Annotated in this window: 23 protein-coding genes, 2 tRNA genes and 2 pseudogenes; 14 read left to right on the plus strand and 13 right to left on the minus strand. The window is 71.2% G+C overall.

Features of this window, described 5'->3' with window-relative positions; genetic code table 11:
• Window positions 1-36 precede the first annotated feature (36 nt).
• From ACZ7FF_RS07140 to ACZ7FF_RS07150, 3 genes are read left to right on the plus strand one after another with little or no spacing between them, the layout of a single operon-like run.
• On the plus strand, window positions 37-933 hold the full coding sequence (locus ACZ7FF_RS07140) for a dihydrodipicolinate synthase family protein (protein ID WP_470810173.1): 897 nt from the start codon (window positions 37-39) through the stop codon (window positions 931-933).
• A 22-nt stretch (window positions 934-955) separates the two neighbouring features.
• The gene (locus tag ACZ7FF_RS07145) at window positions 956-1957 is read left to right on the plus strand and encodes a proline racemase family protein (RefSeq protein ID WP_470810174.1); all 1002 of its coding nucleotides are present in this window, start codon (window positions 956-958) and stop codon (window positions 1955-1957) included.
• 9 nt (window positions 1958-1966) lie between these two features.
• Window positions 1967-2665, plus strand: coding sequence for a GntR family transcriptional regulator (locus tag ACZ7FF_RS07150; protein WP_470810176.1), 699 nt, complete (start codon window positions 1967-1969; stop codon window positions 2663-2665).
• A 19-nt stretch (window positions 2666-2684) separates the two neighbouring features.
• On the opposite strand, the gene ACZ7FF_RS07155 is transcribed toward ACZ7FF_RS07150, so the two are convergent.
• On the minus strand, window positions 2685-4136 hold the full coding sequence (locus ACZ7FF_RS07155; protein WP_470810178.1) for a purine-cytosine permease family protein: 1452 nt from the start codon (window positions 4134-4136) through the stop codon (window positions 2685-2687).
• Between the two features lie 278 nt (window positions 4137-4414).
• Between ACZ7FF_RS07155 and ACZ7FF_RS07160 the strand changes: the two genes are divergently transcribed.
• Window positions 4415-5815, plus strand: a complete 1401-nt coding sequence (locus ACZ7FF_RS07160) for an amino acid permease (protein ID WP_470810179.1) — start codon at window positions 4415-4417, stop codon at window positions 5813-5815.
• A gap of 59 nt (window positions 5816-5874) precedes the next feature.
• Here ACZ7FF_RS07160 and ACZ7FF_RS07165 read toward each other — a convergent pair.
• Window positions 5875-5948: transfer RNA gene (locus ACZ7FF_RS07165), tRNA-Pro, on the minus strand.
• A 45-nt stretch (window positions 5949-5993) separates the two neighbouring features.
• Window positions 5994-6317 (minus strand): annotated as a pseudogene (locus ACZ7FF_RS07170) (MFS transporter); the annotation flags it as partial.
• Between ACZ7FF_RS07170 and ACZ7FF_RS07175 the strand changes: the two are divergent.
• Window positions 6309-6419: pseudogene (locus ACZ7FF_RS07175) on the plus strand (TetR/AcrR family transcriptional regulator); the annotation flags it as partial. The pseudogenes ACZ7FF_RS07170 and ACZ7FF_RS07175 overlap by 9 nt on opposite strands.
• Before the next feature lie 81 nt (window positions 6420-6500).
• Here the strand turns inward: ACZ7FF_RS07175 and ACZ7FF_RS07180 are convergent.
• On the minus strand, window positions 6501-7019 hold the full coding sequence (locus ACZ7FF_RS07180) for a hypothetical protein (RefSeq protein ID WP_470810181.1): 519 nt from the start codon (window positions 7017-7019) through the stop codon (window positions 6501-6503).
• A gap of 130 nt (window positions 7020-7149) precedes the next feature.
• Here ACZ7FF_RS07180 and ACZ7FF_RS07185 point away from each other — a divergent pair, with 130 nt between their 5' ends.
• Window positions 7150-7494, plus strand: a complete 345-nt coding sequence (locus ACZ7FF_RS07185; protein ID WP_470810183.1) for a cupin domain-containing protein — start codon at window positions 7150-7152, stop codon at window positions 7492-7494.
• Between the two features lie 10 nt (window positions 7495-7504).
• Here ACZ7FF_RS07185 and ACZ7FF_RS07190 read toward each other — a convergent pair whose 3' ends face one another.
• Complete coding sequence (locus tag ACZ7FF_RS07190) at window positions 7505-8539, minus strand: LacI family DNA-binding transcriptional regulator (protein WP_470810185.1); 1035 nt, start codon at window positions 8537-8539, stop codon at window positions 7505-7507.
• Between the two features lie 124 nt (window positions 8540-8663).
• On the opposite strand from ACZ7FF_RS07190, the gene ACZ7FF_RS07195 reads away from it, so the two are divergent.
• The gene (locus ACZ7FF_RS07195; protein ID WP_470810187.1) at window positions 8664-9815 is read left to right on the plus strand and encodes a Gfo/Idh/MocA family protein; all 1152 of its coding nucleotides are present in this window, start codon (window positions 8664-8666) and stop codon (window positions 9813-9815) included.
• Here ACZ7FF_RS07195 and ACZ7FF_RS07200 read toward each other — a convergent pair.
• A complete protein-coding gene (locus ACZ7FF_RS07200) occupies window positions 9805-10827 on the minus strand; it encodes a LacI family DNA-binding transcriptional regulator (RefSeq protein ID WP_470810188.1) in 1023 nt (340 codons plus the stop codon). The genes ACZ7FF_RS07195 and ACZ7FF_RS07200 overlap by 11 nt on opposite strands.
• A 126-nt stretch (window positions 10828-10953) precedes the next feature.
• On the opposite strand from ACZ7FF_RS07200, the gene ACZ7FF_RS07205 reads away from it, so the two are divergent.
• Entirely contained in the window at window positions 10954-11958 is a 1005-nt protein-coding gene (locus ACZ7FF_RS07205) for a Gfo/Idh/MocA family protein (protein WP_470810190.1), read from the plus strand.
• Between the two features lie 88 nt (window positions 11959-12046).
• On the opposite strand, the gene ACZ7FF_RS07210 is transcribed toward ACZ7FF_RS07205, so the two are convergent.
• The 5 genes from ACZ7FF_RS07210 to ACZ7FF_RS07230 form a co-directional block, all read right to left on the minus strand.
• Window positions 12047-12241 (minus strand): hypothetical protein, encoded by a 195-nt coding sequence (locus tag ACZ7FF_RS07210; RefSeq protein WP_470810191.1) that lies wholly within the window; start codon window positions 12239-12241, stop codon window positions 12047-12049.
• Between the two features lie 190 nt (window positions 12242-12431).
• Window positions 12432-13334, minus strand: a complete 903-nt coding sequence (locus ACZ7FF_RS07215) for a sugar phosphate isomerase/epimerase family protein (protein WP_470810193.1) — start codon at window positions 13332-13334, stop codon at window positions 12432-12434.
• Window positions 13335-13336: 2 nt separating this feature from the next.
• Window positions 13337-14248, minus strand: a complete 912-nt coding sequence (locus tag ACZ7FF_RS07220; protein ID WP_470810194.1) for an ATP-binding cassette domain-containing protein — start codon at window positions 14246-14248, stop codon at window positions 13337-13339.
• A 3-nt stretch (window positions 14249-14251) separates the two neighbouring features.
• Window positions 14252-15319 (minus strand): ABC transporter permease, encoded by a 1068-nt coding sequence (locus ACZ7FF_RS07225; protein ID WP_470810196.1) that lies wholly within the window; start codon window positions 15317-15319, stop codon window positions 14252-14254.
• Complete coding sequence (locus ACZ7FF_RS07230) at window positions 15319-16338, minus strand: sugar ABC transporter substrate-binding protein (protein ID WP_470810198.1); 1020 nt, start codon at window positions 16336-16338, stop codon at window positions 15319-15321. The genes ACZ7FF_RS07225 and ACZ7FF_RS07230 overlap by 1 nt, the downstream gene beginning before the upstream one ends.
• A 179-nt stretch (window positions 16339-16517) precedes the next feature.
• Between ACZ7FF_RS07230 and ACZ7FF_RS07235 the strand changes: the two genes are divergently transcribed.
• The 4 genes from ACZ7FF_RS07235 to ACZ7FF_RS07250 all read left to right on the plus strand — a co-directional run bounded on the left by ACZ7FF_RS07235 (window position 16518) and on the right by ACZ7FF_RS07250 (window position 20824).
• Window positions 16518-17309 carry a GntR family transcriptional regulator gene (locus ACZ7FF_RS07235; RefSeq protein WP_470810200.1) on the plus strand — a complete coding sequence of 264 codons (792 nt, stop codon included), beginning with the start codon at window positions 16518-16520 and terminating at the stop codon, window positions 17307-17309.
• A 331-nt stretch (window positions 17310-17640) separates the two neighbouring features.
• On the plus strand, window positions 17641-18954 hold the full coding sequence (locus ACZ7FF_RS07240) for an ABC transporter substrate-binding protein (protein WP_470810202.1): 1314 nt from the start codon (window positions 17641-17643) through the stop codon (window positions 18952-18954).
• A gap of 8 nt (window positions 18955-18962) precedes the next feature.
• Entirely contained in the window at window positions 18963-19940 is a 978-nt protein-coding gene (locus ACZ7FF_RS07245) for a carbohydrate ABC transporter permease (protein WP_470810594.1), read from the plus strand.
• On the plus strand, window positions 19937-20824 hold the full coding sequence (locus ACZ7FF_RS07250) for a carbohydrate ABC transporter permease (protein WP_470810204.1): 888 nt from the start codon (window positions 19937-19939) through the stop codon (window positions 20822-20824). Before ACZ7FF_RS07245 ends, ACZ7FF_RS07250 begins: the two co-directional genes overlap by 4 nt.
• Before the next feature lie 70 nt (window positions 20825-20894).
• Here ACZ7FF_RS07250 and ACZ7FF_RS07255 read toward each other — a convergent pair.
• A tRNA-Pro gene (locus ACZ7FF_RS07255) sits at window positions 20895-20968 on the minus strand.
• Window positions 20969-21074: 106 nt separating this feature from the next.
• Here ACZ7FF_RS07255 and ACZ7FF_RS07260 point away from each other — a divergent pair.
• Window positions 21075-21581, plus strand: coding sequence for a DUF309 domain-containing protein (locus ACZ7FF_RS07260; RefSeq protein ID WP_470810205.1), 507 nt, complete (start codon window positions 21075-21077; stop codon window positions 21579-21581).
• Window positions 21582-21659: 78 nt separating this feature from the next.
• A complete protein-coding gene (cobF, locus tag ACZ7FF_RS07265) occupies window positions 21660-22433 on the plus strand; it encodes a precorrin-6A synthase (deacetylating) (RefSeq protein ID WP_470810207.1) in 774 nt (257 codons plus the stop codon).
• A 72-nt stretch (window positions 22434-22505) separates the two neighbouring features.
• On the opposite strand, the gene ACZ7FF_RS07270 is transcribed toward cobF, so the two are convergent.
• Window positions 22506-23252 carry a cobalt-precorrin-6A reductase gene (locus ACZ7FF_RS07270; protein ID WP_470810209.1) on the minus strand — a complete coding sequence of 249 codons (747 nt, stop codon included), beginning with the start codon at window positions 23250-23252 and terminating at the stop codon, window positions 22506-22508.
• Window positions 23253-23309: the final 57 nt, after the last annotated feature.

Below are 23309 nucleotides of genomic sequence, written 5' to 3' on the forward strand. Positions count from 1 at the left end.
AGTAATATGTCACACCCTATGGATGGGGGATCACCCATGACCCGACCGCAGCACCGACCCTGGCGGGGCGTCCTCGTCGCCACCGCGCTTCCCCTGCGCGACGACCTCTCCGTCGACCACGACCGCTACGCGGAGCACTGCGCCTGGCTGGTGGCGAACGGCTGCGACGGCGTCGTGCCGAACGGCTCCCTCGGCGAGTACCAGACGCTCACCCCGCGAGAGCGCGCCCGCGTGGTGGAGACCGCCGTCGGCGCGGTCGGCGGCGACCGGGTGATGCCGGGCGTCGCCGCCTACGGCTCGGCCGAGGCCCGGCGCTGGGCCGAGCAGGCGGGCGAGGCGGGCTGCGCGTCGGTGATGCTGCTGCCTCCCAACGCCTACCGGGCCGACGAGCGTTCCGTCCTCGCCCACTACGCGGAGGTCGCCAGGTCGGGTCTGCCGGTGGTGGCGTACAACAACCCGATCGACACCAAGGTCGACCTGGTGCCCGAACTCCTCGCCCGGCTGCACGCGGAGGGGTCCGTGCACGCCGTGAAGGAGTTCTCCGGCGACGTCCGCCGGGCCTACCGGATCTCCGAACTCGCCCCGGAACTTGACCTGCTGGCCGGCGCCGACGACGTCCTGCTGGAGCTGGCGGTGGCGGGCGCGAGGGGCTGGGTGGCCGGGTACCCGAACGCGCTCCCGCGGGCCTCGGCGGAGCTGTACCGTGCGGCGGTGGCCGGCGACATGGGCACCGCCCTCCCCCTCTACCGGCAGCTGCACCCGCTGCTGCGCTGGGACTCCCGGGTGGAGTTCGTACAGGCGATCAAGCTGTCCATGGACGTCGTCGGCCGGTACGGCGGCCCGGTGCGCCCGCCGCGCGTACCGCTGCTGCCCGAGCAGGAGGCCGCGGTCAGGGCGGCCACCGAGAAGGCCGTCGCCGCCGGTCTCGCATAAGCGCGCACAAGGGAGCCGGATCATGCGCAGCAAGCTCGTCCTGCACGCCGTCGACTCGCACACCGAGGGCATGCCGACCCGGGTGATCACCGGTGGCGTCGGCGCCGTGCCCGGCGCCACGATGAACGACCGGCGGCTGTACTTCCGTGAACACCGCGACCACATCAAGCGGTTGCTGATGAACGAGCCGCGCGGCCACTCCGCGATGAGCGGCGCGATCCTGCAGCCCCCGAGCCGCCCGGACTGCGACTGGGGCGTCATCTACATCGAGGTCTCCGGCTATCTGCCGATGTGCGGGCACGGCACGATCGGGGTGGCGACCGTGCTGGTGGAGACCGGGATGGTGGAGGTCGTGGAGCCGGTGACCACGATCCGGCTCGACACACCCGCGGGGGTGGTGGTCGCCGAGGTGGCGGTGGAGAACGGCGCCGCCCGGAACGTGACCCTGCGCAACGTCCCGTCCTTCGCCGTCGGCCTGGACCGCCGGATCACCCTGCCCGACGGCCGCACCGTCACCTACGACCTCGCCTACGGCGGCAACTTCTACGCGATCCTCCCCCTCGACGCGCTCGGGCTGCCCTTCGACCGTGCCCGCAAGGACGACATCCTGGCGGCCGGCCTGGCGCTGATGCGGGCGATCAACGCCGAGGCCGAACCGGTGCATCCGGCGGACCCGTCCATCCGCGGCTGCCACCACGTCCATCTCCACGCGCCCGGCGCGACCGCCCGGCACTCGCGTCACGCGATGGTCATCCACCCGGGCTGGTTCGACCGCTCCCCCTGCGGCACGGGGACGAGCGCGCGCATGGCGCAGCTCCACGCGCGCGGCCAACTCCCGCTGGACACCGAGTTCGTGAACGAGTCCTTCATCGGCACCCGGTTCACCGGACGGCTGCTCGGGACGACAGAGGTCGCCGGGGTCCCGGCCGTGCTGCCGAGCTTCACCGGCCGGGCGTGGGTCACGGGCACCGCCCAGTACCTGCTGGATCCCACCGATCCGTTCCCGGAGGGGTTCATCCTCTAGACTCGCGTGATGCGTGACATGGCACAGAAGCCGCAGCCCGGGGAGGCACCGGCGTCGCTCCCCCATCTCGGCGGCCGGCGGAGCAGCTACCGCGAGCGGGTCGCCGACGCACTGCGCGCCGCACTGATCGCGGGCGAGCTGCGGCCGGGCGAGGTCTACTCGGCGCCCTCCCTCGCGGCGCGCTTCGGTGTCTCGGCGACCCCGGTGCGGGAGGCGATGCTGGACCTGGCCAAGGAGGGCCTGGTCGACACGGTGCCGAACAAGGGCTTCCGGGTCACCGCCGTCTCCGACCGGCAGCTGGACGAGTACACGCACATCCGCGCGCTCATCGAGATCCCCACCGTAGCCGGGCTGGCGCGCACGGCCGACCGGGTCTCCCTGGAGGCGCTGCGCCCGGCGGCCCGGGAGATCGTCACCGCGGCGGCCGCGGGCGACCTGATCTCGTACGTGGAGGCGGACACCCGCTTCCACCTCGGTCTGCTCGCCCTGGCGGGCAACGCCCACCTGGTCGAGGTGGTCGCCGACCTGCGCGGCCGCTCCCGTCTGTACGGCCTGACCGCGCTGGTGGAGGCGGGCCGGCTGCTGTCCTCCGCCGAGGAGCACCTGGAGCTCCTGGATGCGCTGCTGGAGCGCGACGAGGAGGCCGTGCGCGCGGTCATGACCCGTCATCTGGGGCATGTCCGGAGCCTGTGGGCGGCGGGCGACTGACCCCCGGGCCAGGCCCGGCTCAGGGTTCCCGGTGTTCGCGCGCCGCGCTCTCCAGCTCCTCCGCCTCCACGCCGGCGAGACGGGCCTCGGCGTCCACGTCGATGGAGCGGGTCAGCACCCAGTAGAGCGCCGCGGAGACCGGCAGCCCGATGAACAGGGAGATGTCGGCGCCGCCGAGCGCCTTCGCGGCGGGGCCGACGTACAGGGTGCCGACGGAGAAGAACGGGATCATGACGACGAAGCCGACGACGTAGGAGACGATGCCGTGCCAGCCCCAGCGGCCGTAGATGCCGCGGGGGTTGAAGATCTCGGCGACGGCGTAGTGGCCGCGGCGCACGACGTAGTAGTCCATGAGGTTCACCGCGGTCCACGGGATGAACAGGTAGAGCACCAGCAGCAGGAAGTCGTTGAAGTTCGCCAGGAAGTGCGCGGTCGCGGCGAGCGCGCCGATCAGGGAGAGCGCCGCGGTGAGGCCGAGGGTGAGCAGCCGCACGGCCAGCGTCGGCCTCACCCGCCGGAAGGAGTCGATACCGCTGATGAGCGTCAGGGAGCCGCCGTACATGTTGAGCGCGGTGACCGAGACGAGTCCGAGGGCGGCGAAGAGCAGCACGATCGCGCCGAAGCCGTCGAACACCTTGTCGCCGGCGGCGTTGATGGAGCGGATCGTCTCGAAGTTGGAGCCCGCCCAGGCGGCCAGCAGCGTCCCGAGCACCATCAGCCAGATGCCGCCGAGCGCGGAGCCGAAGTACGTCCAGTAGAAGGTCTTGCGGACGGTCACGTCGGGCGGGAGGTAGCGGGAGTAGTCCGAGACGTAGATGGCCCAGCTGATCTGGTAGCCGGCGACCACGCCGAACTGGGCGAGGAACGGCGTCCACCGGAAGGCGCCCAGGTCGAAGGAGCCCGCCGGGTAGTGCAGGGTGACCAGGACGCCGACCGTGAAGATCCCGAAGATCACCAGGAAGACGTACGTCAGGACCCGCTCGGCCTTGTGGATGATGTCGTAGCCCACGAGCGCGACGACGAGCGCGACCGCGGTGACCACGACGACCCACAGCTTCACCCCGCCGTGCAGCGTGGTGTGCAGGGCGTCGGCGGCCAGGATGCTGTTGAAGACGTTGAACCCGGCGTACTGCACATAGGCGAAGAGCCAGACGAGCAGGGCACCGACGTAGCCGAACTGGGGCCGCGACTGGATCATCTGCGGCAGCCCGAGCTGGGGGCCCTGGGCCGAGTGGAAGGCCATGAAGAAGGTGCCGATGACGGTTCCGGCGACGATGGCCAGCAGCGACCAGATGAGGTTCCCGCCGCTCGTGATGCTGATCAGACCCACGGCCAGGGTGGCGATCTGGGCGTTGGACATGAACCACAGGGGGCCCAGATGCCACAGTTTTCCGTGCCGCTCGTCCAGGGGGACGTAGTCGATGGACCGGACCTCGAGCCCGGAGACCCTCGACTCCGCTGATGTACTCATACGGCCTCCCGAGCCCGGGTCTGCCACTGTGGTCACATTGTTCACCGCCCTGGTTCCGCTGACGAGCCTGCTGCGGTGAAAGGATTCTCCGGCTTCGGTGCGCCGATCGGGCCCACCGGACATCTCACGGCGCAAAGGGCACATCGGCGCACTTTTTGCGCGATCGGCGGGTCGGGGCCACAGAACAAACGGCGATTTTGCGACAGGTGGGGGCATCCCCGACCATGGCCCCGTCCCGGCGATCCTGGGACACCAGTTCGATGAGAGGCGCACCACCCATGCACGTCACCGGAACCGCCCCGCAGTCGGCTCCGGCCCCCTCGGAGACCCTGGGGATTCCCGCCGAGGAGCCCCAGGGCAGCCCCAGCCGGCACGCCCGCCGGTTCGGACTGCCCGTGGCCACCGCCCTGGTCATGGGCAACATCATCGGCGGCGGCATCTTCCTGCTCCCCGCCTCCATCGCCCCCTTCGGCACGGTCAGCCTCGTCGCCTTCGGTGTGCTGACCGTCGGTGCCATCGCCCTGGCCCTGGTGTTCGGCCGGCTCGCCTCGCGCGACCCCCGCACCGGCGGCCCGTACGTCTACGCCCGTGAGGCGTTCGGCGACTTCGCGGGCTTCCTCGCGGCCTGGGCGTACTGGATCACCACCTGGGTGTCGAACGCCGCGCTCGCCGTCGCCGCCGTCGGCTACCTGGACGTGCTGATCCCGGTCGGCGGCCACCGCTGGACGGCGTGCCTGGCCGCCCTGGTGCTGCAGTGGCTCCCCGCGCTCGCCAACTTCGCCGGCACCCGTTACGTGGGCGCCGTCCAGCTGGTCTCCACCGTGCTGAAGTTCGTGCCGCTGCTGCTCGTCGCGGTCGGCGGGCTGTTCTTCTTCGACCCGACCAGGCTCGGGCCGTTCAACACCAGCGGCCAGGGTGCGATCGGCGCGGTGTCCGCCTCCGCCGCCCTGCTGCTCTTCTCCTACCTCGGGGTGGAGTCCGCCGCGGTCAGCGCGGGCGAGGTCAGGAACGCCCGCCGCAACGTGGGCCGCGCCACCGTCATCGGCACCGCGGGCGCCGCCCTGGTGTACCTGCTGGGCACGCTGTCCGTCTTCGGCACGGTGCGGCACGACCGCCTGGTGCACTCCACCGCGCCCTTCTCGGACGCTGTGAACGCGATGTTCGGCGGCACGTGGGGCGGCTGGGCCGTGGCGCTCGCGGCGCTGGTGTCGATGACCGGCTGCCTCAACGGCTGGACGCTGCTGAGCGCCCAGACGCCGTACGCCGCCGCGCAGGACGGCCTGTTCCCGTCCGCCTTCGCGCGCCGCCGCCGGGGCGTGCCCACGGTCGGCGTCGGCGTCACGGTGGTCCTCGCCTCGCTGCTCACCGTCTACAACTACATGTCGGGTTCCGGGAAGGTCTTCGAGGTCCTGGTCCTCGTGACCACGTTCACCGCGACGGTGCCGTACCTGCTGGCCACCGCCGCCCAGCTCTTCCACCTCGTCTCCGGACGCGCCGGGTCGGTGAACCGGGCACGGCTGGTGCGGGACTCGGTGATCACCGCGGTGGCGGCCCTCTTCTCGGTCTGGCTGATGGCGGGCGCCGGCTACGCGGCGGTGTACCAGGGCGTGCTGTTCCTGTTCGTCGGGATCATCGTCTACGCGCTGATGGCGGGCCGCCGCCGGCGACAGCAGGCCTGAAACGGCGAAAGGGCCGTGCCGGAAACCTCCGACACGGCCCAGACCTGCGAACTCGCAAGTCGGGACGACAGGATTTGAACCTGCGACCCCTTGACCCCCAGTCAAGTGCGCTACCAAGCTGCGCCACGTCCCGTTGCAGTCCCACGCGGTTTCCGCCGCGTGATCACGCAGGTCAACCCTACCGCACTCGCGCGGGTGCCCGTGTCTCCACGGCCGGGTCGGCGACCACCAGCCGGGCGGGGCGGCGGACCGGGACGAGGAGGGCGGCACCGGCCGCGCCCACGCACAGGACGGTGAGCAGCGCCCAGGCGTGGGTGTAGCCGGAGGCGTACGGCAGGCCCGAGGGCTGCAGCAGCCCGGTGACCAGGACGCCGGTGAGCGCGGCGCCGATGGAACCGCCGATGGTGCGGATGCTGGCGTTCATGCCGGTCGCGGCGCCGGTCTGCTCGGGCGGCACGCTGCCCACGACCAGGTTGGCCATCGAGGCGAAGGCCGGCCCGATGTCGGCATCGGCACGCTGTACCGGAACTTCCCCACCCGCCGCGACCTCTTCGAGAACGTCTACGCGGACGAGGTGAACGCCCTGTGCGCGGCGGCCGGGGAGAGCGACGCGCCGCATCCGCACCGGCCCCGGATGACCCCCGTACGGGATCCGCACCGGCCGCCGCGGGAATCTCACTCCCGCCTACTTGATCAGCGCGTTCGCCACCACCACGACGAACCCCAGCGTCGCGTCCCCCAGGCCGACGACCACGGCGGCCGGCCAGCTCCGCGCCGACCCGCGGGCGGTGACCAGGCCGAGGCTGAAGAGGATCAGGATGTTCAGGCCGAACGCCGGGTACTCCACTCCGTTCGGCGGCCACCACCCCCAGCCCGCGCCCGCGAGCAGGAACACCGTCGGCAGCACGGCCGTGACCAGCGGCCACTCGTCGCGCAGGGCGCGCAGCACGTCCCAGCGGCCGTGCGGGGCGCGCTCGGCGATGTAGTGGGCGTAGCCGTGGGCCATGGCGGAGGCGAGCGCGGTCACCAGCAGCCAGAGGGCGTCGTAGCGGCGGCTGGCGGCGGAGCTGTGTCCGTACTGGGTGAGGGCGGCGACCATCGAGCTGGCGAGGACGGATCCGTAGACCCCGCCGAACAGGACGGCCTCGCGCGTGCCGTGATGCCGTCCGCCCGGCGCGCGGGCGGGCGCCGTGGAGTCGGCCATGTCCCCCACGATCACCCGTGCCCGGCACTGCCGCCAGTCCGCGCGGCCCGACGAAGTGTCCTCCGACCAGGCCCGATGCCCCACACACTGTCGACGGCGGCCGAGGGAGGGGGCTCGCTAGGGTCGTCCCATGACGCACAGCTTCGCGCTCCACATCCCGGACGCCGACCTCGAACCCGAGCCCCTCGACCCGGAGCAGATCGTCTCCGGGAGTCCGGAGGTCACCGGAAAGGTGGTCTGGGAGTCGGCGGACGGCCGGCAGATCCGCGGGATCTGGCAGATCACCCCGGGCGTGGTCACCGACACCGAGGCGGACGAGCTGTTCGTGGTCGTCAGCGGCTCGGCCACGGTCGAGGTCGAGGACGGGCCGACGCTCGAGGTCGGGCCGGGCGACATGGCGGTGCTGCGCGCGGGCGACCGTACGACGTGGACCGTGCACGAGACCCTGCGCAAGGCGTACGCCATCAATCTCTGACGGCCCCGGATCAGGACGGCGGTGGCGGCGCCGTCGTCCCCCGGATCTCCAGGGCAGGTACGGCCAGTTGCACGCGCGCCTCGGCCGCCGGCCGCTCGAAGCGGTCCAGGAGGCAGTGGGCGGCGCGCCGCCCGACCTCGTGCGGGGACGCGTCGACGGTGGTCAGCCAGACGTGCCGCAGCCGGGAGATGCTGGTGTTGTCGTAGCCGGCCACCGACAGGTCGCGCGGTACCCGCAGGCCCAGTTCCCCGGCCGCCGAGAGCGCGCCGACCGAGGCCATGTCGTTGACCGCGAAGAGCGCCGTGGGCCGCTCGGGGCGGCTGAGCAGGCGCACGGTCCCGCGGTAGCCGCCCTCCTCGGTCAGGTCGCCGGGCTCGACCAGGGGTTCGGCGCCGTGCGCCCGCATCGCCGCCTCGAAGCCGCGCCGGCGCAGCTCGCCGACGGCGCCGTGCCCCGCGAGGTGCGCGATCCGGCGGTGGCCGAGCCCGAGCAGGTGCTCGGTGGCGAGCCGCGCGCCGCGCTCGTCGTCACCGGCCACGACGTCCACGCCGGGCGGCTGCGGTTCGCGGGCGCCCGCGACCACGACCGGCATCCGCCGCGCCAGCTCGCCGAGGGCGCCCGCGTCGGGCACCGTGCCGACCACCACAAGACCGTCGACGCCGAGGTCCGTGAAGGGTTCGGCGAGGTCGTGGCCCATCCGCCGGTTCAGCCGGGCGTCCGCGAGCAGCATGCGCAGGCCGGCCGCGTGCAGCGGCGGGTCGAGGCCGTCGAGCAGGTCGACGAACCAGGGGTTGCGCAGGTCGTCCAGGAGCACGCCGATCATGGGGGTCCGCGCGTGCGCGGGAGGCCCGGAGCGGGGCAGGGCGCGCTGTTCGCTCAGGCTGCGGGCGGCCGTGTTGGGCCGGTAGCCCAGTTCGCGCACGGCCCGCAGCACGGCCTCCCGCTTCTCCGGGCGCACCGGTCCGGAGCCGCGCAGCACCAGCGAGACCAGCGACTTCGACACCCCGGCCCGTTGGGCCACGTCACGGATCGTCGGTGGTCTCATGGGATGGACCGTTCCATGTGGTGGACCGCGCTGTCAAAGGGTTGACACGCTTGCCATGTCAGGACAAAGGTGGGCCGAGAGCGAGGTCGTGGACCGGTCCAACTCGGGCCAGGGAGAGGCTGTCATGGTGGAAGCGCTGGGCGTCGCCGTCGTCGGGTTCGGCTGGATGGGCCGGGTGCACACCCAGGCGTACGCCCGTCTCCCGCACCACTACCCCCAGCTTCCGCTGCGGCCCCGGCTGGTCACGGTCGCCGAGGAGGTGCCGGGCCGGGCCGAGGAGGCCGCCGAGAGGTTCGGGTTCGCCTCCGCCACCCGCGACTGGCGCGAGGTGGCCGCCGATCCGCGGGTGCGTGCGGTCAGCATCACCGCCCCGAATTTCCTGCACCGCGAGATCGGCGTGGCGATGGCGGAGGCGGGCAAGCACATCTGGATCGAGAAGCCGGTGGGCCTGACCGGCGGGGACGCGCGCGCGGTCGCGGACGCGGTCGCCAAGGCCGGGGTGCAGGGCACGGTCGGCTTCAACTACCGCAACGCGCCGGCCGTCGAGGCCGCCCGCGAGCTGATCGCCGCCGGCGAGATCGGCACGGTCACCCATGTGCGCGTCCGGCTGTTCAGCGACTACGCGGCGCACCCGGACGGCGCCCTGACCTGGCGGTACGAGCGCGAGCGCGGCGGCAGCGGGGTGCTCGGCGACCTGGCCTCGCACGGCGCCGACCTGGCTCGCTTCCTGCTCGGCGACATCGCCTCGCTCACCGCCGACACCGCGGTCTTCCTCCCGGAGCGCGCCCGGCCCGCCGGGGCCACGGCCGGTCACACCCTCGCCTCCGGCGGCGAGCCGGGTCCGGTGGAGAACGAGGACTACGTCAACTGCCTGCTGCGCTTCGCCTCCGGTGCGCGGGGCGTGCTGGAGGCCTGCCGGGTCTCGGTCGGCGAGCAGAACAACTACGGCTTCGAGGTGCACGGCACGAAGGGCGCGGTGTTCTGGGACTTCCGGCGCATGAACGAGCTGGCGGTCAGCCGGGGCACGACCTACCAGGACCAGCCGGTGAGCACGGTGTACGTCGGCCCCGGGGCGGGCGAGTTCGCCGCGTTCCAGCCGGGCGCGGCCAACGCGATGGGCTACGACGACCTGAAGGTCATCGAGGCGTACCGGTTCGTGCGCTCCGTCGCGGAGGGCACGGCGTACGGCGCGACGCTCGCCGACGCGGTGCACGGCGCGGCCGTGCTCGACGCGATGGCGGAGTCGGCCGCGAGCGGCGGCTGGGTCAGCCTGTAGGCATGTTGTACGGGGTGACGACCTGGATCGGCGAGGGCGGCACGGGCCCCGCGGGCGGCAGCGCTCCGTGGAAGCGCATCACCTCGTGACAGGCCTCGCGCAGATCGTGCCGCAGGTCGTGGTGGAGGACGGCGGACAGGCGGTGGGCGCGCAGCAGGCGGGTGTTGTCGTGGTCGAGGTCGTGGGCGACGAACACCGCGCAGTCGCGGCCGAGGTCGGCGAAGGCTTTCAGGGTGGCGTTGTTGCCGCCGCCGATGGAGTAGACGGCCCGGATCCCGGGGTCCCGTTCCAGCGCGGCGCGCACCAGGTCGTACTGCGTGGCGTCCAGGCCCTGCCCCTCGGCGATCTCCACCAGGGTCCGCTCGGGGTGCCGGGCCCGCATCACGCCCCGGAAGCCCATCTCGCGCTCCTCCTCGTTGCGGAAGAAACCGCTGCTGAGGCTGGTGAGGACGTTGCCGGGGCGGTCGCCGAGCCACTGGCCGGTCAGATAGGCGGCGGTCGCGCCGGCCGCCCGGTTGTCGATGCCGACGTAGGCGAGCCGGCCGCTCGTGGGCAGGTCGGTCACGAGGGTGACGACCGGTATCCCGGCGGCGGTGAGCCGGCCGACGGCCGCGGCGACCTCGGGGACGTCCGGGGCCTTCAGGATCACACCCTGCGAACCCCGGCGGGCGATCCGGTCCAGCGTGCCCACCTGCTCCCGCGCCGGGCCGGTCTCGCGGAAGTGGAAGCGGGAGCGGACCACCGCCGGGTGCAGTCCCGGCAGTTCGGCCTCCAGGGCGGCGCGCACGGCGGTGGTGAACCGCTCGGGTGCCTGCGCCACTATGTCGACCATGAAGGTGCGGCCGACCAGCCGTACCTGGGTGCGCTGCCGGTCGAGGTCGGCGATGGCCCGGTGCACCTCCTGCGCGGTGCTTTCCCGCACCCCTCCCCTGCCGTTGAGCACGCGGTCCACGGTGGCCTCGCTCAGACCTGCCTGACGTGCGATCTCCCGGAGGGGGAACGGGTGTCCCATGGACCGGCTCCTTGAGGGGTTTTTGATTGCCGCCTGCTGATTGTTCGACGGGTTTGTACTGACAAGAATGACAGGGCCGGACGCCTTCCGGGCCCCGCACCCAGGACGCTAGGAGTTGCACCACCCATGCGCATCGGAATCCTCGGCCTCGGCCGCATCGGCGCCTTCCACGCCGAGACCCTGTCCGGCCTGGACGCCGTCGAGTCGCTCGTCGTCGCCGACCCGTTCGCGGACGCGGCCAAGGCCGCCGCGGAGCGGTTCGGGGCCGAGGTCGCGGACTCGCCGGAGGCGCTGCTGGCCGCCGGTGTGGACGGTCTCGTCGTCGCCGCGGCCACGGACGCCCATCCCGCGCTGATCCGGGCCGGTGTGGCGGCCGGCGTCCCCGTCTTCTGCGAGAAGCCGGTGGCCCGCGGCATGGCGGAGGGCGTCGAGGTGCTGGCGTCCGTGCGGGACAGCGGTGTCCCGATCCAGATCGGCTACAACCGCCGCTTCGACGCGGGCTTCGCCGCCGCGCGGGCCGCCGTCCGGGCCGGCGAGCTGGGCAGGCTGCACACGGTCCGCTCCACGACCCTGGACCCGGCACCGCCGCCGGCCGCGTACGTCGCCGCCTCCGGTGGCATCTTCCGCGACTGCTCGGTGCACGACTTCGACATCATCCGCTGGGTGACGGGCCGCGAGGTCACCGAGGTGTACGCGGTCGGCGGCAACCGGGGCGCCGACTACATCAGGGAGGCGGGCGACGCCGACACCACCGGCGCGGTCCTGACCCTGGACGACGGCACCATCGCGGTGGTGTCCAACTCCCGCCACAACGCCCGGGGTTACGACGTGCGCATGGAACTCCACGGCTTCGCCGACTCCATCGCCGTCGGCCTGGAGGACAAGCTCCCGCTGCGCTCGGTCGAGCCCGGTGCCACCTTCCCGTCGGGCACCCCGCACGACTTCTTCATGGACCGCTTCACCGCGGCCTACCGGGCCGAGCTCACCGCCTTCACGGAGGTCGTCGCCGGCACCCGCCCCTCCCCCTGCACGATCGAGGACGCCCTCGAAGCGGGCTGGATCGCGGAGGCCTGCACTCTCTCCCTCCACGAGCACCGCCCGGTGACCCTCGCGGAGGTCCGGGAGGCCTGACGGCGCCGCGGCGGTCACGTCCGTCCGTGTCCGGGCCGAGCCCGGGCACGGACTTCGCGCCGTGCCCGGCCGCTCCGGGTCCGTACGGTCAGCCGCAGTACCTGATCAGCCACTCGTCCGGGTTGTAGGTGTCCCGCGTCGGGTCCGGCACGGTCGCCGGCTTCGTCTCGAACGTGTCCTCGGGGCGTATCCGCTCGGGCAGGGCGCCGAAGCGGTCGCGGCGCAGCACCGCCGCGTCGGTGGTGTCCTGGGGCGTCTTCGGGGTTTCCGCGCGGTGTGTCATCTCGTCCTCCCGTCGGAGCGGGCGTCCCCCGTCGTCGTGCACAACGCCCGCATGCCCCGGTTGGTTCCCGGCCATGCCATGGCCGAATCCATCTGGGTTGCGCAGGAACAGGCCTGCGGGAGGCGGAGGGCACATGCGTGCGCCGCACATCGTCACGGCCGGGCGACGACGTGCGGCGCGTTGCGCGCTGTCAGGCTCCGCAGGAGCGCAGGAAGCGCCGGGTGCGGACCGCGATCGGCAGCGGCCGGTCCGGCTCGCAGGGGTACATGTCCTGCTCGACGATGGCGAACAGGTCCACGCCCAGCTCCTGCGCCGCTTCCAGCACCGGTCCCAACTCGGGCACCCCGGTGGGCGGTTCGCACATCACCCCGCGTTGCACGGCCGGCCCGAACGGCACCTCGTTCGCGACGACCTCGGCGAGGACGGCGGGGTCGACCTGCTTGAGGTGCAGATAGCCGATGCGCTCGCCGTAGGTCTCGATCAGCTTGACGCTGTCGCCGCCGCAGTAGGCGTAGTGCCCGGTGTCCAGGCAGAGGTTGACCAGCCCGGAGTCGGTGGAGTCGAGGAACCGCTCGACGTGGGCCTCGGTGTCGATGTGGGTGTCGGCGTGGGGGTGGACCACGATGTCGAGGCCGAAGCTCTCCCTCACCTCGTGGCCGAGGCGCTCCATGCCCTTGCTGAGGTGCGCCCACTGCTCGCGGGTCAGCTCCGGCGGCTCCAGGACCTCGGCGGTCTTGTCGTCGCGCCAGAAGGAGGGGATCACCACCAGGTGCCGCGCGCCCATCGCCCGGGTGAGCCCGGCGACCTGGCTGACGTGCGCCCAGGTCTCCTCCCAGACGGAGGGGCCGCGGTGCAGGCCGGTGAAGACCGTGCCCGCGGAGACCTTCAGGTTCCGCCTGGCCACCTCCTCGCGCAGCCGCGCGGGGTCGGTGGGCAGATAGCCGTAGGGGCCGAGTTCGATCCACTCGTAGCCTGCCTCGGACACCTCGTCGAGGAAGCGTTCCCAGGGCACCTGCCGGGAGTCGTCGGGGAACCAGACACCCCAGGAGTCGGGTGCCGAACCGACCCGGATGCGGTCGAGGGCGTGGGCCATGGTCAGGAGTTCCCTTCGGGGGAGGTCGCCACGGGCGCGGTGAGGTCCTGCTCCTCGGGCAGTTCGTCGACGTCGACCCCGCGTACCTGGGCCAGTTCGTGCTTGAGCGCGGCGAGTTCGGCGCCGCCGGCCATGTGGTTGGTCAGCTCTTCGAGGCTGACCTCGCTGCGGTCGGCGGAGAGTTCGAGGGTGCCGAGGCGCAGGACGCTGAAGTGGTCGCCGACCATGTAGGCGTGGTGGGGGTTGTGGGTGATGAAGATGACGCCGAGGCCGCGGTCGCGGGCGGCGGCGATGTACTTCAGGACCACGCCCGACTGCTTGACGCCGAGGGCGGCGGTGGGCTCGTCCAGGATGAGGACGCGGGCGCCGAAGTAGACGGCGCGGGCGATGGCCACGCACTGGCGCTGGCCGCCGGAGAGGGTGCCGATGGGCTGTTCGAGGTCGTCCAGGACGATGCCCATGTTGCGCAGTTCCTGGTCGGCGGTCTCCTTCATGCGGGCGATGTCCAGGCGGCGGACCGGCCAGGGGCCCTTGGTCATCTCGGAGCCGAGGAAGAAGTTGCGCCACACCGGCATCAGCGGGACGGTGGCCAGGTCCTGGTAGACGGTGGCGATGCCCTTGTCGAGGGCCTCACGCGGGCTGGTGAAGCGGACCGGGGTGCCATCGACGAGGACGTCGCCCTCGGTGTGCTGGTGCAGCCCTGAGACGATCTTGATGAGGGTGGACTTGCCCGCGCCGTTGTCGCCGAGGACGCAGGTCACCTTGCCGGCGTGGACGGTGAGGTCCACCCCGTGCAGGGCCCGGATGTTGCCGTAGGACTTGCCCGCCCCGCGCAGCTCGACCAGGGGTCCGTCCGCGTCGGGCGCGGTGTCCGCGAGGACGGCGCCGTGGGTGCCGGTTCCGTTGTCAGTCATCGGTTACCTCCGGGTCGCCGTGCGCTGGACCCACAGATTGATCAGGACGGCGCCGAGGAGCATCACGCCGAGGAAGGCCTTGAACCAGTCCGGGTTCCAGCCGGCGTAGACGATGCCCTGGTTGACCATGCCGAACATGAAGGCCCCGAAGACCGGGCCGATCGCCGAGCCGTAGCCGCCCGTCAGCAGGCAGCCGCCGATCACGGCCGCCGCGATGTAGATCAGCTCCTGGCCGACGCCCTCGCCGGACTGCACGGTGTTGAACGAGAACAGCTGGTGCATGCCGATGAACCAGGCGCCGAAGCCGACCAGCATGAACAGCGTGATCTTGGTGAACTTCACCGGGACGCCGACCGCGCGGGCACTGTCCTTGTTGCCGCCGACGGCGAAGATCCAGTTGCCGTACCTGGTGCGCAGCAGCACCCAGGTCGCGAGGGCCGCGAAGACCAGCCACCAGACCACGGTGATCTTCACCTGGACCCCGCCGACGTCGAACGACGAGGCGAAGACCTTCCTCGCCTGGTCGAAGCCGTCCATGTCGCTGATGTCGTCGGTGGCGACGTTGCCGGTGACCAGCTTGGTGACCGCGAGGTTGACGCCCTGCAGGATCAGGAAGGTGCCGAGGGTGACCAGGAAGCTGGGCAGCCCGGTCTTCATCACCATCCACCCGTTGAACGCGCCGATGCCGAGGGACACGACCAGGGCGACGATCACACCGGTCCACACGTTCATGGTCAGCTGGTAGCTGAGCATCGCCGCCGTCAGCGCCGACGTGATCACGGCGACGCCGGCCGACAGGTCGAACTCGCCGCCGATCATCAGCAGCGCCACCGGAAGGGCCATGATCCCGATGGTCGACGACTGGTAGAGGATCGTCGCCATCGAGCTGCCCTGGCGGACCGAGGGTGCCGCGATCAGGAAGAAGACCAGGACGGCGACGGCGCCGAGGAAGACGCCCACTTCGGGCCGGGCCAGCAGCCTCAGCACCAGCGGGCGCCGGGCGGTACGGCCGTCGGTCTGCTTGGAACCGGACGTCGGCGGCCTGCCGACGGCCTGCTGGGCCATGCTCATCACCGGGTCCCCTTCGCGGCGAACTCGGCGACCTTGTCGACGTTGGACTTGTCGACGAACGCCGGGCCGGTGAGCACCGGCTGGACGCCGCCGCCGCTGTAGTTGCCGTTGTTCTTGTAGAGCCACAGGGAGTCCACCGCCAGGTAGCCCTGCAGATAGGGCTGCTGGTCCACGGCGAACTCGATGGAGCCGTTCTGGACGCCCTTCACCAGGTCCTTGTTCAGGTCGAAGGTGGCCACCTTGGCCTTGCTGCCCGCGTCGCCCACGGACTGCACCGCGGTCAGCGCGAACGGGGCGCCGAGGGCGACGATCGTGTCGATGGAGCTGTCCTGCTTCAGCTTCGCCGTGATCGTGGACCGCACCGACGGCATGTCGGTGCCGTTCACGTACAGCGTCTCGGTGGTGCCCTTGAAGGTCTTCTTCACCCCGTCGCAGCGCTGGGTGAGGCCCACGTTGCCCTGCTCCTGGATGACACAGACGATCTTCTTGGCGCCGGTGGTGTTCAGCTTGTCGCCGAACGCCTCGCCCGCCACGCTCTCGTCCTGCCCGAAGAACGACAGCAGGCCCAGCTTCTTCCAGTCGCTCAGGCCCGAGTTCAGGCCGACCACCGGGATGCGGGCCTGCTCGGCCTTGGCGACCACGCCCTTCATCGCGTCGGGCTTGGCCAGGGTGACCGCTATGCCGTCGACCTTCTGGTCGATCGCGTTCTGCACCAGGTTCGCCTGGTTGCCCGCGTTCGGGTCGGCGGAGTAGACGAGTTTGATGTTGTCCTTGGCCGCCGCGGCCTCGGCACCCTTGCGGACGGTGTCCCAGAAGGTGTCGCCGGGCGCCTGGTGGGTGACCAGGGCGACGGTCATCCGGGGGGTGTCGGCCTTGCCCGCGGAGGCGTTCGCCGCCGCCTCCTCGGCCTTCTTGCCGCCGTGGCTGCTGGAGCAGCCCGTGAGGGCCAGGGCCGCCGCGGCGGCCACGGCCGCCAACGGCACCAGTTTGCGGGAGCCCGAGCGAGAAGAGCGGTCCATCTTTCCTTGCACCTCACTGTGCGTGCGACGGGGGAAGGGACGCTGTTGCGTTGGGACGGGATCAAAGTCCTTGGCGAGCCCGCTGTCAATACTTTGTTAAGACATCATTTCACGAGCAGGTCCGAATGTAAGCACAAATCATTGACATCCCCGCCCTTCGGGATCTACACCTGAGAGGCATGAGCCCAGTACACCGCACCCCACGGCGAACGGCACCGGGTGATCGCGCGCTCGATTCCGTCACGTTCACGGTCGACCGCACCAGTCCCGTGCCGCTGTACTACCAGCTCGCCCGGCAGTTGGAGACGGCCATCGAGCACGGGGCGCTGGCACCGGGGAACCTCCTGGGCAACGAGGTCGACCTCTCCGTGCGACTGGGGCTGTCCCGGCCCACCGTCCGCCAGGCGATCCAGTCCCTGGTCGACAAGGGGCTGCTGGTGCGCCGCCGCGGGGTCGGCACACAGGTGGTCCACAGCCAGGTCAAACGCCCGCTGGAGCTGAGCAGTCTCTACGACGACCTGGAGTCGGCCGGGCAGCGCCCGACGACCCGGGTGCTGCGCAACGAAAGGGTGCCGGCGACCGCCGAGGTGGCCGCGGCCCTCGCCGTCGCCGAGGGCGCCGAGGTCGTCGTGCTGGAGCGGCTGCGCGGCACGCACGGCAGACCGGTGGCGTTCCTGTGCAACTACCTGCCCTCCGCGCTGCTCGAACTCGACGCGGAGCGGCTGGAGTCGACGGGCCTGTACCGGATGATGCGCTCGGCCGGCATCACCCTGCACAGCGCCCGCCAGTCCGTGGGCGCGCGCAGCGCGACGGCCGAGGAGGCCGCGCTCCTCGACGAGCGGGAGGGCGCCGCCCTGCTCACCATGCAGCGCACCGCCTACGACGTCACCGGCCGTCCGGTGGAGTACGGCACCCACATCTACCGGGCGTCGCGCTACGCCTTCGACTTCCAGCTCCTGGTGCGCACCTGAAGGATCCCGGTCGCACCCGGAGGATCCCGTCGCACCCGCAGCCCTCCTGGTCAGACCGGTGGACGGAACCACTCCCGTTCACACAGCCCCCACGGCCGCCCGTGCCGTGGGGGCTGTCGCGTCCGCCCGACCCCAACAGTGCAGGTAACGCTGACGATTACGTTTCGGGCAAGACACCCGTCAGGACGACCGCGACTCTTGACGCCTGCGCGGACCTGGGGCTGTTATTACGGCCACGATGTTCGGTCGAGTTGATTTCTGAGCGGTTTCGAAGACCTCAAGGCGATCGACTCACCCCCTTGGCCGAACCCTGTTTCCGTCAGGAGCCGCCATGCGCCTGTCCCCCTCCGGTCTTGCCGTCCCGGGTCCCAGTCGTCGTTCGCTGCTGCGCGGGGCGGGCGGCGCCGCCCTCCTCGCCGGTGCCGGCATACCCCTGCTGTCCGCCTGCGGCGGCAGCGGTTCCTCCTCCGACCCGAAGACCGTCTCCCTCGGCTCCAACGCCTCGGACGCGGTGCCGAAGAAGGCCTTCGCCGAGATCTACGCGGCCTTCACCAAGCAGTCGGGCCTCAAGGTCGATGTGAACACCAAGGACCACAACACCTTCCAGGAGCAGATCAACTCCTACCTCCAGGGCACCCCTGACGACGTGTTCACCTGGTTCGCCGGATACCGCATGCAGTTCTTCGCGGCGAAGAGCCTGGCCTCGCCGATCGACGACGTGTGGGCGAAGATCGGGGACAACTTCCCCGACGCGATGAAGAAGCTGAGCAAGGGCGAGGACGGCAAGTACTACTTCGTTCCGCTGTACACGTACCCGTGGGCGGTCTTCTACCGCAAGAGCGTGTTCCAGCAGCACGGCTACCAGGTCCCCACCACCTGGGACCAGTTCGTCTCCCTCTGCAAGCAGATGAAGAAGGACGGCCTGGTCCCGATCGCCTTCGGCGACAAGGACGCCTGGCCGGCGATGGGCACCTTCGACCAGATCAACTTCCGCCTCAACGGCTACGACTTCCACGTCCAGCTGATGGCGGGCAAGGCGTCCTGGACCGACCCCAAGGTCAAGGCCGTCTTCGACCACTGGAGCGAGCTCCTCCCCTACCACCAGGACGGCTTCATGGGCCGCACCTGGCAGGACGCCGCACAGGGGCTGGTGGCCAAGAAGTCGGGCATGTACGTCCTCGGCTCCTTCGTGGGCCAGCAGTTCACCGACAAGGCCGACCTGGACGACCTGGACTTCTTCGCCTTCCCGGAGATCAACCCCGCGTACGGGCAGGACACCGTCGAGGCGCCGACCGACGGGTTCATGGTGAGCAAGTCCCCGAAGAACCACGACGGGGTCCTCAAGCTCATGGAGTTCCTCGGCACCCCGCAGGCCGAGGCGATCTACCTCAAGGCCGACAACAGCGTGGTGGCCGCCTCCAGCAAGGCCGACACCTCCTCGTACACCGCGCTGCAGAAGAAGGCGTACACGATGATCAGCGGTGCCAAGAGCCTCACCCAGTTCATGGACCGCGACTCACGGCCGGACTTCACCTCCACGGTGATGCAGCCGGGCCTGCAGAAGTTCCTCCAGAACCCCAAGGGCGTGGACAGCCTGCTGTCGTCCATCGAGCGCCAGAAGAAGACGATCTTCGCGTCCTCGTGAGCACCGACATGACGACGGATACGACGACGGACCCGGAGGCGGCCGCCGCGCCGCCCCCGGGCACCTCGCCCGCGCGCACGCGGGCCACGCGGGGCCACCGGCGCCTGCTGACCCGCCGCGACCGGATCACGCTCGCCGTGATGGCGGGCGTGCCCACGGTCCTGCACGTGGCCCTGGTCTGGGTCACCGCCATCGCCTCGATCTTCCTGGCCTTCACCACCTGGGACGGCATCGGGTTCGACTCGATCAAGTGGGTCGGCCTGGACAACTTCACACAACTCTTCAGCGACAACCCGCAGTTCTGGCCGGCCGTCGAGCACAACGTCATCTGGTTCGTCGTGCTCATCCTGGTCCCGACCCCGTTCGGGCTGTTCCTCGCCGTCCAGCTGGACAAGAGGATCCGGTTCAGCCGGGTCTACCAGACCGCGTTCTTCCTGCCGGTCGTCATCTCGATGGCGTGCATCGGCTTCGTCTGGCAGCTCGTCTACAACCCGGACACGGGCCTGATCAACAGCATCATCGGGGCCAACAAGCCCGGCCACTACATCGACTGGATCGGCGACCCCAAGCTCAACCTGTGGGCGATCCTGATCGCCGCCTCCTGGCGGCACGCCGGTTACATGATGATCCTCTACCTGGCGGGCCTGAAGAGCGTCGACCCCTCGCTGCGGGAGGCGTCCGCGCTGGACGGCGCGAACGAGTGGCAGACGTTCAGGAACGTCATCTTCCCCACCCTGCGCCCGACCAACACGGTCGTCCTCGTCGTCACCATCATCGAGGCGCTGCGCGCCTTCGACCTGGTCTTCGTCTTCAACAAGGGCGCCCAGGGCACGGAGTTGCTGTCGATCCTGGTCACCGACAACATCATCGGCGAGTCCAGCCGCATCGGTTACGGGTCGGCCATCGCCGTCGTCCTGCTGGTGATCTCCCTCGCGGTGATCATCCCGTACCTGATCGCCACCTTCCGGAAGGAGCGGCGCGCATGAGCAGCGCCACTGTCCCGCTGAAGCGGCGCGCCCCGGTCCGCCCCGCCAGGATCCTGCTGCACGTCTTCCTCGCCGGCACGGCCCTGGCCTGGCTCGCGCCGCTGCTCTGGGCGATCTTCTCGGCCCTGCGCCCGTACAGCGAGACGAGCACGAGGGGGTACGTGTCCTGGCCCCACACGCTGAACCTCGACAACTTCACGAACGCGTTCGAGAAGTCGGACATGACGCACTACTTCGGCAACACGCTGGTCATCGCGGTGCCCGCCGTCCTGCTGACGCTGTTCCTGTCCTCCTGTGTCGCCTTCTACGTCGCCCGCTTCGACTTCCGGCTGAACCTGGCGCTGCTGCTGGTCTTCACGGCCGGCAACCTGCTCCCACAGCAGGTCATCATCACCCCTCTGTACCGGCTGTACCTGCTGACGAACCTGCCGGGCATCACGGCGAGCGGCAAGCTGTACGACTCCGCGCTCGGTCTGGTCCTCATCCACGTGGCGTTCCAGTCCGGGTTCTGCGCCTTCGTGCTGAGCAACTACATGCGCTCGCTGCCGCACGAGCTGACCGAGGCCGCGCTCGTCGACGGCGCCTCGGTGTGGCGGCTGTACTGGCAGATCACCCTGCCGCTGTGCAAGCCGGCCATGGCGGCGCTGGCCACCCTGCTGTCCATCTGGATCTACAACGACTTCTTCTGGGCCCTCGTGCTGATCTCGACCGGTGCGAACATGCCGATCACCTCGGCCCTGAACAACCTCTCCGGCCAGTACTTCACCGACCCCAACCTGGTGGCCGCCGGCGCCCTGCTGACCGCGATCCCGACCCTGGTCGTGTACTTCGTTCTGCAGCGCCAGTTCGTCAGCGGCCTGACCCTCGGCTCCAACAAGGGCTGAACCGTGCGGACATGACGAAAGGTCGTGTCGGATCACTTCCGACACGACCTCCGACCTGCACAGTCGCAAGTCGGGACGACAGGATTTGAACCTGCGACCCCTTGACCCCCAGTCAAGTGCGCTACCAAGCTGCGCCACGTCCCGATGCGCTCACCCGCGGTGACCCGTGTGATCGCGCGAAGAGCACTTTACCCCACGCGCGGGGGTGCGCCGAAGGGGGCTCGGGGCGGAACGGGGGACAATCGGCCGTATGACGAACGCGGACGCATCGGAGGCCAGGGACCGGGACCCGGAGGGCCGGGCCCGCAGCGCCCGGCCCCGGGACGGGCTGGGGCGGCCGCTGCCGTACGGCGCGCAGGGCGTCCCGCGGCAGCCGGAGGGCGTCCGGCGGGCGCCGGAGGAGACGGTCGCCGAGGCCCAGGCGCTGCTGGACGACGGCAAGCCGTTCCACGCGCACGAGGTGTTCGAGGACGCCTGGAAGTCGGGTCCCGGGGACGAGCGCCCGCTGTGGCGGGGGCTGGCCCAGCTGGCGGTGGGCCTCACGCACGCGGCGCGCGGCAACGCCGTCGGCGGGGCGCGGCTGCTGCGGCGGGGCGCGGGCGCGGTCGAGGAGTGGGAGCGGGACCGGGGCGAGGACCGGCCGTACGGGATGGACCTCGCCGGGCTCGCCCGGTGGGCGCGGGAGCTGGCCGGGCGGGTGGAGCAGGGCGCGGGTGCCGTGGACGCGCGGGCCGAGGCGCCCCGGCTCGGCCCCTGACGGGCGCTGCGGGGCGGTGTCGCACCGCGTGTGGAGGCGGTGGACGCGCTGTCAGTGGCATACGGCAGACTCGGTGGCGTGCGAAAGATTCATGTCATCGGTATCGGCGCGGGCGACCCCGACCAGCTGACCCTGCAGGCGGTCAGGGCGCTGCGGGGCACGGACGTGTTCTTCCTGCTCGACAAGGGCGAGGTGAAGAGCGATCTCACCCGGCTGCGCCGCGACATGCTGGACGCGCATCTGCCCGAGGGGTCCTACCGGGTGGTCGAGGCCCGGGACCCGGACCGGGACCGCAGGGCGGGCGGGTCCTCGTACTCGCCGGCCGTCGAGGACTGGCGCAGCGCCCGCGCCGGTATCTACGAGCGGCTGATCACCGAGGAACTGGGCGAGGACGGCACCGGCGCCTTCCTCGTGTGGGGCGATCCCGCGCTGTACGACAGCACGCTGGGGATCCTGCAGGAGGTGCTGGAGCGGGGCGCGGTCGCGTTCGAGTACGACGTCGTGCCGGGCATCAGCAGTGTCTCCGCGCTCGTCGCCAGGCACCGCACGGGCCTGAACCGGGTCGCGCGCCCGGTGCAGATCACCACCGGGCGGCGGCTCGCCGAGGGCTTCCCGGAGGACGTGGACGACGTGGTCGTGATGCTGGACGCGCACCAGACCTTCCGGAAGTACGCCGGGGACGACATCGACATCTACTGGGGCGCGTACATCGGCACCCCGGACGAGATCCTGGTCTCCGGCCCGCTCGCCGAGGCCGCGCCGGAGATCGAGCGGGTGCGGGCGGAGGCCCGCGAGCGCAAGGGCTGGATCATGGACACGTACCTGCTGCGCAGGAACCCCGGGGACCGGTAGGGCGCCGGCCGGGCCGGCCACCGGATCCGCCCGGCCCGACCACGCGGATCACGCGGTTCGGCTCGGGCCCCGTCACTCGGGGCCGAGGCCCAGCCAGCGCAGTACGCCCGCCACGTCGGGCACCGCCGTCACGCCCGAGGGCAGCGGGGGCCGGCGTACGACGACGACGGGCAGCCCGAGTTCCCGTGCCGCCGTGAGCTTCGCGGCCGTCGCCTCGCCCCCGCTGTCCTTGGTGACCAGGACCTCGATCCGGTGGGCGAGCAACAGCTCCTTCTCGCCGTCGACGGTGAACGGGCCGCGTGCCAGGACCACTTCGGTGCGCGGGGGCAGCGGGGGCCCGGGCGGGTCGACCGACCGGACGACGAAGTGCAGGTCCGTCAGATGGGCGAAGGCGGCGAGGCCCAGGCGCCCTGTGGTGAGGAACACCCGCCGTCCGAGGTCGGGCAGGGCCTTCGCGGCCCCGGTCAGGGACGGCACGTCGTACCAGTGGTCGGCCGGGCCCGGCTGCCAGCCCGGGCGCCGCAGGACGACGGCCGGGGTCCCGGTGGCCGCCGCCGCCCGGGCCGCGTTGGCGGTGATCGACTCGGCGAACGGGTGGGTGGCGTCGACCAGGGCGTCCACGCGGTGTGCCCGGAGCCAGTCGGCGAGGCCCTCGGGGCCGCCGAACCCGCCGGTCCGGGTTTCGCCGGCCACCGCCCGCGGCCGGGCGGTGCGGCCGGCCAGGGAGGTGGTCACCCGGAGGCCGGGGTGTGCGGCGAGGCCGGCGGCGAGGCGCTGGGCCTCGGTGGTGCCGCCGAGGACGAGGACGTGCGGGGACATGGGGTGAGCGTACGAGGTGGCGGGGGCCGATCCGCCGCCCGGGCCGCTACCGTCGGG

Source organism: Streptomyces sp. NPDC037126 (assembly GCF_055605965.1).